We start from the raw sequence: 15,851 nt of genomic DNA on the forward strand, positions 1-15,851 counted from the left end.
GCCGGACGCCGTCGGCGAAGCGTACGGCCCCGCGGACGTGCTCCACCCAGTACTGCGGGGTGCGCAGACGCTCGGGGTCGACCGGGCCGCCGGTGACGTTCGAGACCACGGGGATCTTCGGCGCCTGGAAGGACAGACCTTCCAGCACGTCGGCGAAATCGTCGAGCATCGCGTCCATGCGGTGCGAGTGGAACGCGTGCGACACGGAGAGGCGGCGCACCCGGTGCCCGGCGGCACGGAAGTGCCCGGCGACAGCATCCGCCGCCAACTCGTCGCCCGAAACCACCACGGCCTCGGGGCCGTTGACGGCGGCGATCCCGACCTGGCCTTCCAGTCCGGCCTGCTCGATGTACGCGTGGGCCGTCCGCTCGTCGACGGCGAGGGCGACCATCGCCCCGCCCTCCGGCAGGGCCTGCATCAGCCGGCCGCGCGCCGCGACGAGGGCGCACGCGTCGGCCAGCGAGAGCACGTCCGCCGCGTACGCCGCAGTGATCTCGCCCAGGGAGTGGCCCATGACGTAGTCGGGTGTGACCCCCCATTCCCTCAGCAGGGCGAGGAGCGCGACCTCAAGCGCGAACAGGCCGGTCTGCGTGTACATGCTCTGCTGGAGCAGCGGGGCGAGCGGGGATTCGGCGGGGGCGAACACGACGTCGCGCAGCGGGTGTTCGGCGTGCCCGTCGAGGTGCTCGTCCACGGCGGCGCACACGGCGTCGAAGGCCTCGGCGAACACCGGGTAGAGCCCGTGCAGTTCGCGGCCCATTCCGGCCCGCTGCGAGCCCTGTCCGGAGAAGACGAGCGCGAGCCCGCCCGGTCCGGCGGCGCGGGCCGATCCGACGACGGCGCCCGGCGTCTCATCGCCCCGGGCGACGGCGGCGAGACCGCCGGTCAGCTCGTCGCGCCCGGCGCCGAGGACCACGGCCCGGTGCTCCATCAGCGCGCGACCCGCCGCGAGGGTGTATCCGACGTCCCGGGGGTCGAGTCCGGGGTCTTCGGTGATCCGCGCGAGCAGCCGTGCGGCCTGCCGCCGCACTCCGGCGGGGGTCTTCGCCGACAGCGCCCAGGGGATCACCGGCACGTCCGGCGCCTGCTCCCGCTCCTGTTCTGGCGTCTCGGTGTCCTCGGGCGCGGCTTCGAGGATGACGTGCGCGTTGGTCCCGCTGATGCCGAACGACGAGACCGCCGAGCGGCGCGGCCGGTCGAGCTCGGGCCACTCCTGATGCTCCGTCAGCACGCTGACGGCGCCGGACTCCCAGTCGACGTGGCGCGAGGGCGTGGACGCGTGCAGGGTGCGCGGCATGACGCCGTACCGCATCGCGTACACCATCTTGATGATGCCCGCGACGCCCGCCGCGGCCTGCGTGTGACCGATGTTGGACTTCACCGAGCCGAGCCACAACGGCCGTTCCTCGTCGCGCCCTTGGCCGTACGTGGCGAGCAGCGCCTGAGCCTCGATGGGGTCACCGAGGGACGTGCCGGTGCCGTGTCCTTCCACGACGTCCACGTCGGCCGATGTCAGCCGCGCACTGCTCAGCGCATCCCGGATGACGCGCTGCTGCGAGGGGCCGTTGGGGGCGGTCAGGCCGTTGCTGCCGCCGTCCTGGTTGACCGCCGAGCCGCGTACGACGGCCAGGACCGGGTGTCCGTTGCGACGCGCGTCGGAGAGCCGCTCGACCACGAGCAGGCCGACACCCTCCGACCAGCCCGCACCGTCGGCGTCGTCGGAGAACGCCTTGCAGCGGCCGTCGGGAGACATCGCCCGCTGCCGGGAGAACTCCACGAACGTGGTCGGCGTCGACATCACCGTCACACCACCGGCAAGGGCGAGGCTGCACTCGCCGTTGCGCAGGGCCTGCGCCGCCAGATGCAGTGCGACAAGGGACGACGAGCAGGCGGTGTCCACCGTCATCGCCGGGCCCTCAAGGCCGAGGAGGTAGGAGATGCGGCCCGACGCCACGCTCGACGAGTTGCCGAGCATGCGGAAGCCGTCCATGCCCTCGATCGGCTCGTACAGCGGCGGTCCGTACTCCATCGGCATCAGACCGGCGAAGACACCGGTCCTGCTGCCCCGCAGCGAGGTCGGGTCGATGCCGGTCCGCTCCAGGGCCTCCCACGCGGTCTCCACGAGCAGCCGCTGCTGCGGGTCCATCGCCGTCGCCTCGCGCGGGCTGATCCCGAAGAACTCGGCGTCGAAGTCGCCCGCTCCGGTGAGGAAGCCACCGCGACGGGAGTACGTCGTACCGGGGTGATCGGGGTCGGGGTCGTAGAGGCCCGCCAGGTCCCAGCCGCGGTCGGCGGGGAACTCGCCGGTCGCGTCGACGCCGTCGAGGGCCGCCTGCCACAGCTCCTGTGGCGAGTCGATCCCGTCGGGCAGCCGGCAGGCCATGCCGACGATGACGATCGGGTCGTCGTCCGTGGCCGCGCCGACCTGCACGGGGCTCGTCGGCCCCGTCGCGGTGCCCTGTACCTGCTCGCCGATGAAGCCCACCAGGGTGCTCAGCGTCGGGTAGTCGAAGACCAGCGTGGACGGCAGCCGCAGACCTGTCGCGCTCTGCAGCCGCTGCCGCAGCTCAAGCCCGGTCAGCGAGTCGAAGCCCAGGTCGCGGAAGGCACGGTCGGCGTCAACGGAGGATGCGGAGCCATGGCCGAGGACCAACGACACCTGCGCGCCCACGAGTTCGAGCAGCGCTGCGGTGCGGTCGGTGTCGTCCAGGGCGGCCATGTCCGCGGCCCACGACGACGCCTGCCCGTCACCGACGGCCGCCGCACGGCGGGCCGGTGCCCGGACCAGGGACTTGAAGACGGCGGGCAGGCTCTCCTGCGCCGCCTGGTTGCGCAGGGCGGGCAGGTCGAGGCGGGCCGGGAACAGCGTGGCCCGGTCGGCGGCCAGAGCCGCGTCGAAGAGCGCTAGGCCCTGAGCCGGCGACATCGGCGCGAGACCACCACGGGTGAGCCGGGCCAGGTCGGCGTCGTCCAGGTGCGCGGTCATCGCACTGTCACTGGTCCACAGACCCCACGCCATGGAGGTGGCCTGCAGCCCGGCGGCCCGGCGCTGGTGGGCGAGCGCGTCCAGGAAGGCATTGGCGGCCGCGTAGTTGCCCTGCCCGGCCGTGCCCATCACCCCGGCCGCGGACGAGAACAGCACGAAGGCGGCCAGATCCAGATCCAGATCCCGGGTCAACTCGTCCAGGAGCAGGGCGCCGTCGACCTTGGGCCGCATCACCGTGTCGAGGCGTTCGGGGGTCAGGGCGGTGACGATGCCGTCGTCGAGTACGCCCGCCGCGTGGATCACGGCGGTCAGCGGGTGCTCGGCGGGAATGCCGGTGAGCGCCGCCGAAAGACCCGCACGGTCCGCCACATCGCAGGCGGCGAAGGCCACCGACGCGCCCGCATCCGCCAGCTCGGCGACCAGCTCCTCCGAGCCCTCGGCGCCGCGACGGCTGACCAGCAGCAGATGCCGCACGCCGTACTCGGCGACCAGATGCCGGGCCACCAGCTTGCCGAGCGCGCCGCCCGCACCGGTGATCAGTACGGTGCCGTCCGGCTTGAAGTCCGGGGCTGACGCCGCTTCCGGGGCGACGGTGACCAGCCTCGGCACGCACAACCACCCGTCACGGAGGGCCACTTGAGGCTCTCCGGAAGCAAGGGCCAGCGCTACGGCGTCCTGCGGGTTCCCGTCTTCCGCCGTGTCGACGACGACCATGCGTCCTGGGTGCTCGGCCTGCGCGGAACGCAGCAGACCCCATACGGCCGCGGTGGACGGGTCGGGCTCCGCCATGACCGAGCCCCGGGTGACGAAGGCCAGCCGCGCGTCGCTGTCGGCCGCTTCGGCCAGGAACCGCTGGACCGAGTCGAGGACTGCCGCCACGCTCGTACGGACGTCACCGCCGGGCTCGACGTGCTCGATGACGACCTCCGACGGCATGCCTCCCGATGCGTCCGGCACCGGCACATCGGTCCACCGCACCTCGAACAGCGGGTCGGCGGCCACCGCCGAGCCCAGCTGCTCCTGCGACATCGGCTGCAACCGCAGCTCGTCCACGGTCACCACCGGCAGCCCGGCACCGTCGAACACCGCCACGCGTACGGCCCCGTCACCACACGGCGACAGACGGACCCGCACGGCGGACGCACCCACCGAGTGCAGCCGCACCCCGCTCCAGGAGAACGGCACCTTCATGTCACCCGACGGCAGCGGATGCAGCGCGGCATCGAGGAGTGCCGGGTGAACGCCGAACGCGTCGGGTTCCACGGGCAGTTGGACCTCGGCGTACATCTCGTCGCCGTCCCGCCACAGCGCCCGCAGGCCACGGAATGCGGGACCGTACCCATACCCCAGGCCGGCAAGCAGCTCGTACGCATCGGACGCGTCCACGCGCCGACCACCGGCGGGCGGCCACGCACCGTCGAGACGCTCCTCCGCCGCCACGGGACCCGCGGCCAGCACACCCACGGCGTGCCGGACCCACTCCAGGCCCGTGCCCGTGCCGGTGCCCGTTTCCGCGTCCTGGACGCGGGAGTGCACGGCCACGGACCGCCGCCCCGCATCGTCCGGGACCCCAACCGACACCTGCACCGCCACCAGCGCGTCCGGCGCAAGGACCAGCGGCCGCTCAAGCGTCAGCTCCTCAAGCACCTGGCAGCCGGCCTCGTCGCCTGCGCGAAGTGCCATCTCCACAAAGGCGGTTCCGGGGAGCAGCACCGTGCCGAAGACGGCGTGATCCTCCAGCCAGGGGTGCGTGGCCCGGGAAATCCGTCCGGTGAGGACGATGCTGTCGTCGCCGCCCGCGAGGCGCACGGCCGCGCCGAGCAGCGGATGCCCGGCCGGGTGCAGCCCAAGCCCGGCCGCGTCCACCACGGACCGCCCGGCGGGCAGCCAGTGACGACGCCGCTGGAAGGCGTACGTCGGCAACTCCACGAGCCGCCCACCCTGGAGCCACGGCGACCAGTCCACGTCCACCCCGGCCACGAACACCTCGGCCAGACTGCGCAGCAGACGCGCCCGCTCGTCCTCACCACGACGGAGGGTGCCCACCGCGGTCACACCGGCCGTGCCCGCGCCCTCGGCGGCCTGGGTGACGGCGCCTGACAGGACGGGGTGGGGGCTGGACTCGACGAAGACGCGGTGTCCGGTCTCAAGCAGCGAGTCCAGCGCCGCGTCGAAGCGGACGGTCTGGCGGAGGTTGGTGAACCAGTACTCCGCATCCATCGACGCCGTGTCGATCAGCTCACCCGACACCGTTGAAAAGAGAGGGACTTGACCCGTGCGCGGCTCGATCCCATCGAGTACGTCCAGCAGTTCGGCCTTCAAGTCCTCGACCTGCGGCGAGTGCGAGGCGTAATCCACCGCGATACGACGCGCCTGAATCCCGTCGGCCTCACACCCGACCATCAGCGCGTCCAGCTCGTCCGGAGCACCGGACACCACGACCTGCTCGGGACCGTTGACCACCGCGATCTGCAGGCCGTCCGACAGACGGCCGACGACCTGCGCCTCGGGGGCCAGGACGGACACCATGCCGCCACGGCCCGACAGCCTCAGGATCGCGCGGCTCCGCAACGCCACGACCCGCGCCGCATCCTCCAGCGACAGACCGCCCGCGACACACGCGGCCGCGATCTCACCCTGGGAGTGCCCGACCACGGCAGCAGGACGCACACCCAGCGACCGCCACAGCTCGGCCAGCGACACCATCACCGCGAACAACACCGGCTGCACCACATCAACCCGCCGGAAGGCCTCCTCGTCACCTTCCCGCACGACATCGAGAAGCGACCAGCCATCCACGTACGGATCCAAAGCGGCAGCACACTCCGCCATCCGCCCCGCGAACACCGGCGAAAACTCCAGGAGTTCACGCGCCATGCCAACCCACTGCGAACCCTGACCCGGGAACACAAACACCACACCACCGGAGGGCGTGGCACGCCCCGCGACGACACCCGTCGCCGCACGACCGGCCGCCAACTCCGCGAGTTCCGCCGTCAGTTCGGTGTCGTCGGCGCCAAGCACAACCGCCCGGTGCTCAAGCACCGCGCGCCCCTCCGCCAGCGTGAACCCCACATCCCGCGGATCGAGTTCGGCACCCTCGCCGACCCGGGCAAGGAGCCGAGCCGCCTGCTCCGCGAGCGCCGCCTCGCTCCGGCCCGAAAGGACCCACGGGACCGTCGGCGCGTCCACCACGGCGGGCGCTTCCGGCAGGGCGGGAACGGCTTCATCGTCCGATGTCGGCTCCTCGACCGGGGCGGCCTCCAGGACCACGTGCGCGTTCGTCCCGCCGATACCGAAGGAGGACACACCCGACCTGCGCGGGCGGTCGCTCTCCGGCCACGGCTGGTTCTCCGTGAGGAGCTTGACCTGGCCCGCGGTCCAGTCGACGTGGCGGGAGGGGGTGGATGCGTGCAGGGTGCGCGGCATGGTGCCGTATCGCATCGCCTGGACCATCTTGATGATGCCCGCGACGCCCGCCGCGGCCTGCGTGTGACCGATGTTGGACTTCACCGAGCCGAGCCACAACGGCCGTTCCTCGTCGCGTCCTTGACCGTACGTCGCGAGCAGCGCCTGCGCCTCGATCGGGTCGCCCAGCGACGTGCCCGTGCCGTGCGCCTCGACCACATCGACATCCGCCGACGTCAGGCGTGCGCTGGCCAGCGCATCCCGGATGACGCGCTGCTGGGACGGACCGTTCGGCGCGGTCAGGCCGTTGCTGCCACCGTCCTGGTTCACCGCCGACCCGCGTACGACGGCCAGGACCTGGTGTCCGTTGCGACGCGCATCGGAGAGCCGCTCGACCACGAGCAGGCCGACACCCTCCGACCAGCCCGCACCGTCGGCGTCGTCCGAGAACGCCTTGCAGCGACCGTCCACCGACATCGCCCGCTGGCGGGAGAACTCGACGAACGTCGTCGGCGTCGACATCACCGTCACACCACCGGCCAACGCAAGCGAGCACTCCCCGTTGCGCAGCGCCTGCGCCGCCAGGTGCAGCGCGACAAGCGACGACGAGCACGCCGTGTCCACCGTCAACGCGGGCCCTTCCAGGCCCAGTTGATATGAGATGCGTCCCGAGGCGACACCACCGCTGTTGCCGGTGATCAGCAGGCCCTCGACGTCCTCGGTCGCCTCCCCGAGCCAGGAGCCGTAGTCGTGGTACATCAGGCCTGCGAAGACTCCGGTCCTGCTGCCCCGCAGCGAGGTCGGGTCGATGCCCGTCCGCTCCAGGGCCTCCCACGCCGTCTCCAGGAGGAGCCGCTGCTGCGGGTCCATCGCGGCGGCCTCGCGCGGGCTGATGCCGAAGAACTCCGCGTCGAAGTCACCGGCACCGGCCAGGAATCCGCCCCGGCGGGAGTAGCTCGTGCCGAGGTGGCCCGGGTCGGGGTCGTAGAGGCCCGCCAGGTCCCAGCCTCGGTCGGCGGGGAACTCGGTGATCGCGTCGACGCCGTCGAGCGTCGCCTGCCAGAGCGCCTGCGGCGAGTCGATCCCGTCGGGCAGCCGGCAGGCCATGCCGACGATGACGACCGGGTCGTCGTCCGTGGCGGCCACCACCGCCACGGGAGCGGCGGAACCGGTGGCGGTGCCCTGGACCTGCTCCTCCAGGAAGCCGGCCAGCGCGGTCAGTGTCGGGTAGTCGAAGACGAGCGTGGACGGCAGCCGCAGGCCTGTTGCGCTCTGCAGCCGCTGCCGCAGCTCAAGCCCGGTCAGCGAGTCGAAGCCCAGGTCGCGGAAGGCGCGATCGGCCTCCACCGAGGACGCCGAGCCATGGCCGAGGACCAACGACACCTGCGCGCCCACGAGTTCGAGCAGCACCGCCGCACGGTCGGCGTCGTCCAGGGCAGCCATCCGGCCGGCCCAGGACGAGGCCTCCTCCGCGCTGGGCGCCACCGCACGGCGTACGGGAGCCCTGACCAGGGACTTGAAGACCGCGGGCAGGTTGTCCTGCGCCGCCCGGTTGCGCAGGGCGGGCAGGTCGAGGCGGGCCGGGACGACGGTCGCCCGATCGGCGGCGAGAGCCGCGTCAAAGAGGGCCAGGCCCTGGGAGGTCGTCATCGAACCCAGGCCGCTGCGCGACAGCCGGGCGAGGTCGGCGTCGTCCAGGTGCGCGGTCATCGCGCTGTCACTGGTCCACAGACCCCATGCCATGGAGGTGGCCTGCAGGCCTTCGGCCCGGCGCTGGTGGGCGAGCGCGTCCAGGAAGGCGTTGGCCGCGGCATAGTTGCCCTGCCCGGCCGTGCCCATCACACCCGCCGCCGACGAGAACAGCACGAAGGCGGCCAGATCCAGATCGGCGTCTCGCGTCAGCTCGTCGAGCAGCCGTGCGCCGTCGACCTTCGGCCGCATCACCCTGTCGATCTGCTCGGGCGTCAGCGCGGTGATGATTCCGTCGTCGAGTACGCCCGCCGCGTGGATCACGGCGGTCAGCGGGTGCTCGGCGGGAATGCCGGTGAGCGCCGCCGAAAGACCCGCACGGTCCGCCACATCGCAGGCGGCGAATCCCACCGTCGCACCCGCCTCGGTCAGCTCGGCTGCCAGCTCCTCCGAGCCCTCGGCGCCGCGACGGCTGACCAGCAGCAGATGCCGCACCCCGTACTCGGCGACCAGATGCCGGGCCACCAGCTGACCCAGCGCCCCGCTCGCGCCGGTGATCAGTACGGTGCCGTCCGGCTTGAAGTCCGTCGCGGTCGCCGCCTCCGGGGCGACGGTGACCAGCCTCGGCGCGCACAACCGCCCGTCACAGAGGGCGACTTGAGGCTCCCCGGAAGCGAGAGCCAGCGCCACGGCGGCATCGGCGTCCCCGGCGACGGGCACATCCACGACCACCATGCGTCCGGGGTACTCGGCCTGCGCGGAACGCAGCAGACCCCACACCGCCGCGGTGGCCGGATCCGGCTCCGCCATGACCGAACCCCGGGTGACGAAGGCCAGCCGCCCGTCACCGTCGGCCGCTTCGGCCAGGAACCGCTGGACCGCCCCAAGAACCTCGGCCACGCTCGTACGGACGTCCCCACCAGGCTCGACGTACTCGACCACGACCTCCGGCAGCACGCCCCCAGAGGCGTCCGGCACCGGCACATCGGTCCACCGCACCTCGTACAACGGATCTCCGGCCACCGCCGAGCCCAGCTGCTCCCGCGACATCCGCTGCAACCGCAGCTCGTCCACGGTCACCACCGGCAGCCCGGCACCGTCGAACGCCGCGAGCCGCACGGAACCGTCGGTCCGCCGCGACAACCGCACCCGCAGCGCCGCGGCGCCCACCGAGTGCAGCCGCACCCCGCTCCAGGAGAACGGCACCCACAGCTCGCCGTCGAGGAGCGGATGCAGCGCGGCGTCGAGCAGCGCCGGGTGGACACCGAACTCATCGGCCTCGGCCGGCAACCGCACCTCGGCGAACAGCTCTTCGCCCGCGCTCCACACGGCGTGCAGGCCCTGGAACACCGGCCCGTATCCGTATCCCACCCCGGCAAGCAGCTCGTACGTGTCGTCGACGTCGACCCGCTGAGCACCGGCGGGCGGCCAGGCACCCTCCAGCCGCTCCTCCTCCGCCACCACGGGCTCGGCCACCAGCACACCCACGGCATGCCGGACCCACTCGGGCCCCGCGTCCTCGTCGGCGCCCTGGACGCGCGAGTGCACGGCGACGGACCGGTGCCCCGCCTCATCAGGGACGCCCACCGACACCTGCACCGCGACCACCGCTTCCGGCGCAAGCACCAGCGGCCGCTCAAGCGTCAGCTCCGCAAGCACCCCGCAGCCGACCTCGCCACCGGCGTGCAACGCCAGCTCGACGAAGGCGGTGCCCGGCAGGATGACCGTGCCGAAGACCGCGTGGTCCTCAAGCCACGCATGGGTGTGCAACGACAGCTGACCGGTCAGGACGAGCCCGTCCTGCGAGGCGAGGCGCACGGCGGCGCCGAGCAGCGGATGCCCGGTCGCATTCAGCCCGAGCCCGGCCGCGTCCACGACGGACCGGCCCGCAGCCAACCAGTGACGACGCCGCTGGAAGGCGTACGTCGGCAACTCCACGAGCCGCCCACCCTGGAGCCACGCCGACCAGTCCACGTCCACCCCGGCCACGAACACCTCGGCCAGGTTCTGCAACAGCCGTGCCTCTTCGCCCTCTTCACGCCGGAGAGTGCCGACCGCGGTCACACCGTCGACGCCGCTTCCCTCCGCGGCCTGGGTGACCGCACCCGCCAGTACGGGGTGCGGGCTCGCCTCGACGAAGACGCGGTGCCCGGCCTCCAGGAGCGACGTCAGCGCCGCGTCGAAGCGGACGGTCTGACGGAGGTTGGTGAACCAGTACTCAGCGTCCATCGTGGCCGTGTCGATCGCCTCACCCGACACCGTTGAGAACAGCGGGACTTGACCCGTACGCGGCTCGATCCCACCGAGCACGTCCAGCAGCTCGGCCTTCAAGTCCTCGACCTGCGGCGAGTGCGAGGCGTAATCCACCGCGATACGACGCGCCTGAATCCCGTCGGCCTCACACCCGGCCATCAGAGCGTCCAGCTCGTCCGGAGCACCGGACACCACGACCTGCTCGGGACCGTTCACCACAGCGATCTGCAGCCCGTCCGACAGACGGCCCACCACCCGCTCCTCGGGCGCCAGGACAGACACCATCCCGCCGCGACCCGACAGCCGCAGAATCGCGCGACTGCGCAACGCCACGACCCGCGCCGCATCCTCCAGCGACAGACCACCAGCGACACACGCGGCCGCGATCTCACCCTGCGAATGCCCCACCACCGCAGCAGGCCGCACCCCCAACGACCGCCACAACTCAGCCAGCGACACCATCACCGCGAACAACACCGGCTGCACCACATCAACCCGCCGGAACGCCTCCTCGTCACCTTCCCGCACGACATCCAGCAGCGACCAGCCATCCACGTACGGATCCAAAGCGGCAGCACACTCCGCCATCCGCCCCGCGAACACCGGCGAAAACTCCAGAAGTTCACGCGCCATACCAACCCACTGCGAACCCTGACCCGGGAACACAAACACCACACCACCGGAGGGCGCGGCACGCCCCGCGACAACCTCTGAAGCCGGCCGCCCGGCAGCCAACTCCCCAAGCCCGGCCGCGAGTTCATCCACCCCGCCGCCAAGCACAACCGCCCGGTGCTCAAGCACCGCGCGCCCCGCCGCCAGCGTGAACCCCACATCCCGCGGATCAAGTTCGGCACCCTCGCCGACCCGGGCAAGGAGCCGAGCCGCCTGCTCCGCAAGCGCCGCCTCGCTCCGGCCCGACAGGACCCACGGCAGGGCACCGCCATCCCGCACCACCGGCTCAGCCGCCGACGGCGCTTCCTCCGCCACCGGCGCCGCTTCGAGAATCACATGCGCGTTGGTGCCGCTGATGCCGAAGGACGACACCGCGGAACGCCGCGGCCGTTCCGGCTCGGGCGTCCACTCCTGCTGTGCCGTCAGCACGCTCACGGCGCCGGACTCCCAGTCCACGTGGCGCGAGGGCGTGGTGGCGTGCAGCGAGCGCGGCATGACGCCGTGGCGCATCGCCTGCACCATCTTGATGACGCCCGCGACACCGGCGGCCGCCTGGGTGTGCCCGATGTTGGACTTGATCGAACCCAGCCACAACGGCCGGTCCTCGCCCCGCCCTTGGCCGTACGTCGCGAGCAGCGCCTGCGCTTCGATCGGGTCGCCCAGCGACGTGCCCGTGCCGTGCGCCTCGACCACATCGACATCCGCCGACGTCAGGCGTGCGCTGGCCCGCGCATCCCGGATGACGCGCTGCTGGGACGGACCGTTCGGCGCGGTCAGGCCGTTGCTGCCGCCGTCCTGGTTCACCGCCGAGCCGCGTACGACGGCCAGGACCTGGTGGCCCTGGCGCTCCGCGTCCGAGAGGCGCTCGACGACGACCAGGCCCACGCCCTCCGCCCAGCCGGTGCCGTCCGCGTCGTCGGAGAAGGGCTTGCAGCGGCCGTCGGGGGCGAGGCCCCGCTGGCGGGAGAACTCGACGAACATGCCCGGCGTGGACAGGACCGTCACGCCGCCCGCCAGGGCCAGGGCGGACTCCCCGCTGCGGACCGACTGCACCGCCTGGTGCAGTGCGACAAGGGACGACGAGCACGCCGTGTCCACCGTCAGCGCCGGGCCCTCGAGGCCGAGGAGGTACGAGATGCGGCCCGATGCCACGCTGGTGGTGTTGCCGGTGAGGCGGAAGCCCTCGGTGCCGTCGGCCGGGGCGTTCAGGCGCGGGCCGTACTCCATGTTCGTGGCGCCGACGAAGACGCCGGTCCTGCTGCCGCGCAGCGAGCTCGGGTCGATGCCCGCGCGTTCGACGGCCTCCCACGCGGTCTCCACGAGCAGCCGCTGCTGCGGGTCCATCGCGGCCGCCTCACGGGGGCTGATCCCGAAGAACTCCGCGTCGAAGTCGCCCGCCCCCGCGAGGAATCCGCCGCGGCGTGCGTACGTCGTGCCGGGGTTGGCGGGGTCCGGGTCGTAGAGGCTCGCGAGGTCCCAGCCGCGGTCGGTGGGGAACTCCGATGTCGCGTCGACGCCGTCGGCGACGGCCCGCCACAGCTCCTGCGGCGAGTCGATCCCGCCGGGCAGCCTGCAGGCCATGCCGACGATGACGACCGGGTCGTCGTCGGTGGCGGCGCTCGGCGCGGCTGCGAGGGCCGGGGAGTCCTGCGGTGTGTCCAGTACGCCGACGATCTCGTCGTGCAGATGCGCGGCGAGGGCGTTCGGCGTGGGGTGGTCGAAGAGGACGCTCGCGGGCATGCGCAGGCCGGTCGCCGAGACGAGGCGGTTGCGCAGTTGAACGGAGAGGACCGAGTCGAAGCCCAGGTCACGGAAGGTCGTGTCGGGGTCGGCCGGGGCGGAACCGGTGGTCTCGGCCAGGTGGTCGGCCAGCCAGCGGGCCAGGAATCCGTCCGGCTCGGTCCGGATGCGCTCGCGCAGGGCGAGCGTCGCCGAGCTGAGGTGCTGCTCGGCCGCCGGGGCCGCCGGGCGTTCGTCGAGCCAGTAGCGCTCGCGCTGGAAGGCGTAGGTGGGCAGGTCGACGGTGCGGGCGGCGCCGGACGCCTGTTCCCAGTCGACGTGCACGCCCGCGGTCCAGGCCTCGGCGAGACCGGTGAGCAGCGCCTGGGCCTCGGGGCGTTCGCGGTGCTGTAGCGCCACCGCGATGTCCGTCCCGGTGGTGTCGACGAGCGGGGTCAGCACGCTGCCGGGGCCGAGTTCGACGAACCGGGTCACGCCCTGCTCGCGGCAGGCGGCGATCGCGTCGTGGAAGCGGACCGTGGCGCTGAGGTGCCCGATCCAGTAGTCCTCCGTGAGGGCGTCCCCCGTACGCCCGGTGACGGTGGAGACGATCGGGATGGCGGGTTCGGCGACGGCGAGGCCGCGGATCCTGCGGGCGAACTCGCCCTGGGCGGGTGCCATCAGCGGCGAGTGGGCGGCATTCTGCACGCGCAGCCGGTTCGTTCGCCGGCCGCGGGCGCGGAACGCGTCGGCGATCCGCGTGACGGCGTCCTCGGCGCCCGAGATCACGGCGGCCTGCGGCCCGTTGACGACGCCCACCGAGACGTCGTCGACGCCGTCGAGCGCTTCGAGCAGCTCCTCCTCGGTGGCCTCGACGGCGATCATGGCGCCGCCGGGCGGCAGTCCCTCCATCAGTTCGCCGCGCGCGGCGACAAGGGCGGCCGCGTGGGCCAGCGGGAGGGCCCCGGAGACATGGGCGGCGACGACCTCGCCGAAGGAGTGGCCGACGAGCAGGTCCGGGGTGACGCCCCAGGAGGTGACCAGGCGGTACAGGGCGACCTGGAAGGCGAACAGGGCGGGCTGCATGTAACGCATGCCGTCCAGGGCCTGTGCCGCGGCCTCGTCGTCGATGCCGCCGAGCAGCAGCTCGCGCAGGTCGAGGCCGGGCACGAAGTGGTCGAGCACCTCGTCGAGGGCCTGCGCGAACACCGGGTACGTCTCGTACAGTTCCCGGCCCATGCCCAGGCGGTGGGAGCCTCCGCCGGAGAAGAGGAAGGCCGTCTTGCCGGCCGTGGCGACGCCCTGCACCGCCTCTTCGTGGAGGCGTGCCAGGCCCGCCGTGAGCTCGTCGCGGCCGGTGCCGATGACGACGGCGCGGTGGCCGAACGTGGACCGGCCGCCGGCGAGTGACCGTGCGATGTCGGCGGCGTGCGCGTCCGGCCGCTCCTCGACGTGGGTGAGCAGCCGGGCGGCCTGCGCGTCCAGGGCGCGGCCGGTGCGGGCGGAAAGCACCCAGGGCAGCGGCCGGGCGGCGGGGCGCTCCACGGGGGTGTCAGGGCGTCCGGTGTACGGCCCTTCGGCAAGGACGACATGGCAGTTGGTGCCGCCGACGCCGAACGAGCTGACGCCCGCGACGAGCGGGGCGTCGGGCGCGGGCCAGGCTTCGAGCTCGGTCTGCACCCGCAGGTTCAGCTCGGCCAGGGGTATCGCCGGGTTGGGCGTGGTGAAGTGCAGGTTCGGCGGCAGTTGGCGGTGGCGCAGGGACAGCGCGGCCTTGAGCAGGCCCACGATGCCCGCGGCGGCCTCGAGGTGGCCGACGTTCGTCTTGACCGAGCCCACCCGCAGCGAGTCGCGGTCCTCGGTGCCGCGGGCGATGACGGCGGACACGGCGGCGGCCTCGACGGGGTCGCCGACCGGTGTGCCGGTGCCGTGCAGTTCGACGTACTGGACCGCGTCAGGGCTGATCCGGGCGTCGGCGTAGGCGCGGCGCAGGACGTCCCGCTGGCCGGCGACATCGGGGTCGGTGAGCCGCTCGCCGCCGCCGTCGTTGTTGACGGCGCTGCCCTGGATGACGCAGTAGATGGGGTCGCCGTCGGCGACCGCCTTGGCGAGCGGCTTGAGCAGGACCGCTCCGCCGCCCTCGCCGCGTACGAACCCGTCGGCGCTCTCGTCGAAGGTGGCGCAGCGGCCCTTGACGGACAGCGCGCCGAGACCGGCCGTCGTCACCATGCTGTCCGGCGAGAGGATCAGGTTCACGCCACCGGCGAAGGCGAGATCGGACTCGCCGCGGCGGATGCTCTCGCAGGCGAGGTGGACGGCGACGAGCGAGGAGGCCTGCGCCGCGTCGACGGCCAGGCTGGGGCCCCGCAGGCCGAGCGACCAGGAGACCCGGTTGGCGATGACGGCGCGGTGCTGCCCGGTGAAGTCGTGCAACTCGCCGCCGCCCGCCCGGCCTTCGTGGGAACGGGAGACGAGCGTGGCGTAGTCGTCGGAGGAGACGCCCACGAACACGCCGGTGCGTGAGCCGCGCAGCCGGTCGTCGCGCACACCGGCGTCCTCCATCGCCTCCCAGACCAGCTCCAGGGCGAGCCGCTGCTGCGGGTCCATGGCGGCGGCCTCGTCGGGCGCCACACCGAAGAAGGCGGCGTCGAAGCCGCGTACGTCGTCCAGGAAGCCACCACGCCAGTTCCGGCGTCCGGGGCCACGCTCCGCCGGCCAGGGCGTGACGGCGTCGGTGCCCTCCGACAGCAGGCGCCAGAGCTCGGCCGGGTTCGCTGCCGAGGGGACCCGGCAGGAGGCCCCGATCACTGCGATGGCGGTGTCTTCGGCCCCGCCGATCCGCTGGTCACCTGACATGGATGGCTTCATGGCCGGAGTATGGGTTTTTGGCCCTGACCTGGGCTTCCGCCAGAGGGTGGGGCTCTTGACCGGGCTTCGGTGCAGGGCCGCCGACGAGAACCAGAACTTTCGACCAGGGCTGTTTTCAGCCGCCCTTGCCGGAACGCGGGCATCACGCGGGCATCACGCGGGCACGACGAAGGGGGCGTACCCACGGTCACACCCGGGGGTCGCCCCCCCCCCCCAAGGTGCCCCCCCCGGCGCGCAACATCGCGCCCCCGCCCCC

Annotated in this window: 1 protein-coding gene; it reads right to left on the reverse strand. The window is 72.7% G+C overall.

The features are described from left to right. On the reverse strand, positions 1 to 15,583 hold a 15,583-nt coding region (locus ACFWY6_RS33445), incomplete at its 3' end, for an SDR family NAD(P)-dependent oxidoreductase (protein WP_384698514.1). Positions 15,584 to 15,851: the final 268 nt, after the last annotated feature.

This window comes from Streptomyces sp. NPDC059037 (genome assembly GCF_042740015.1).
Lineage (GTDB): Bacteria > Actinomycetota > Actinomycetes > Streptomycetales > Streptomycetaceae > Streptomyces.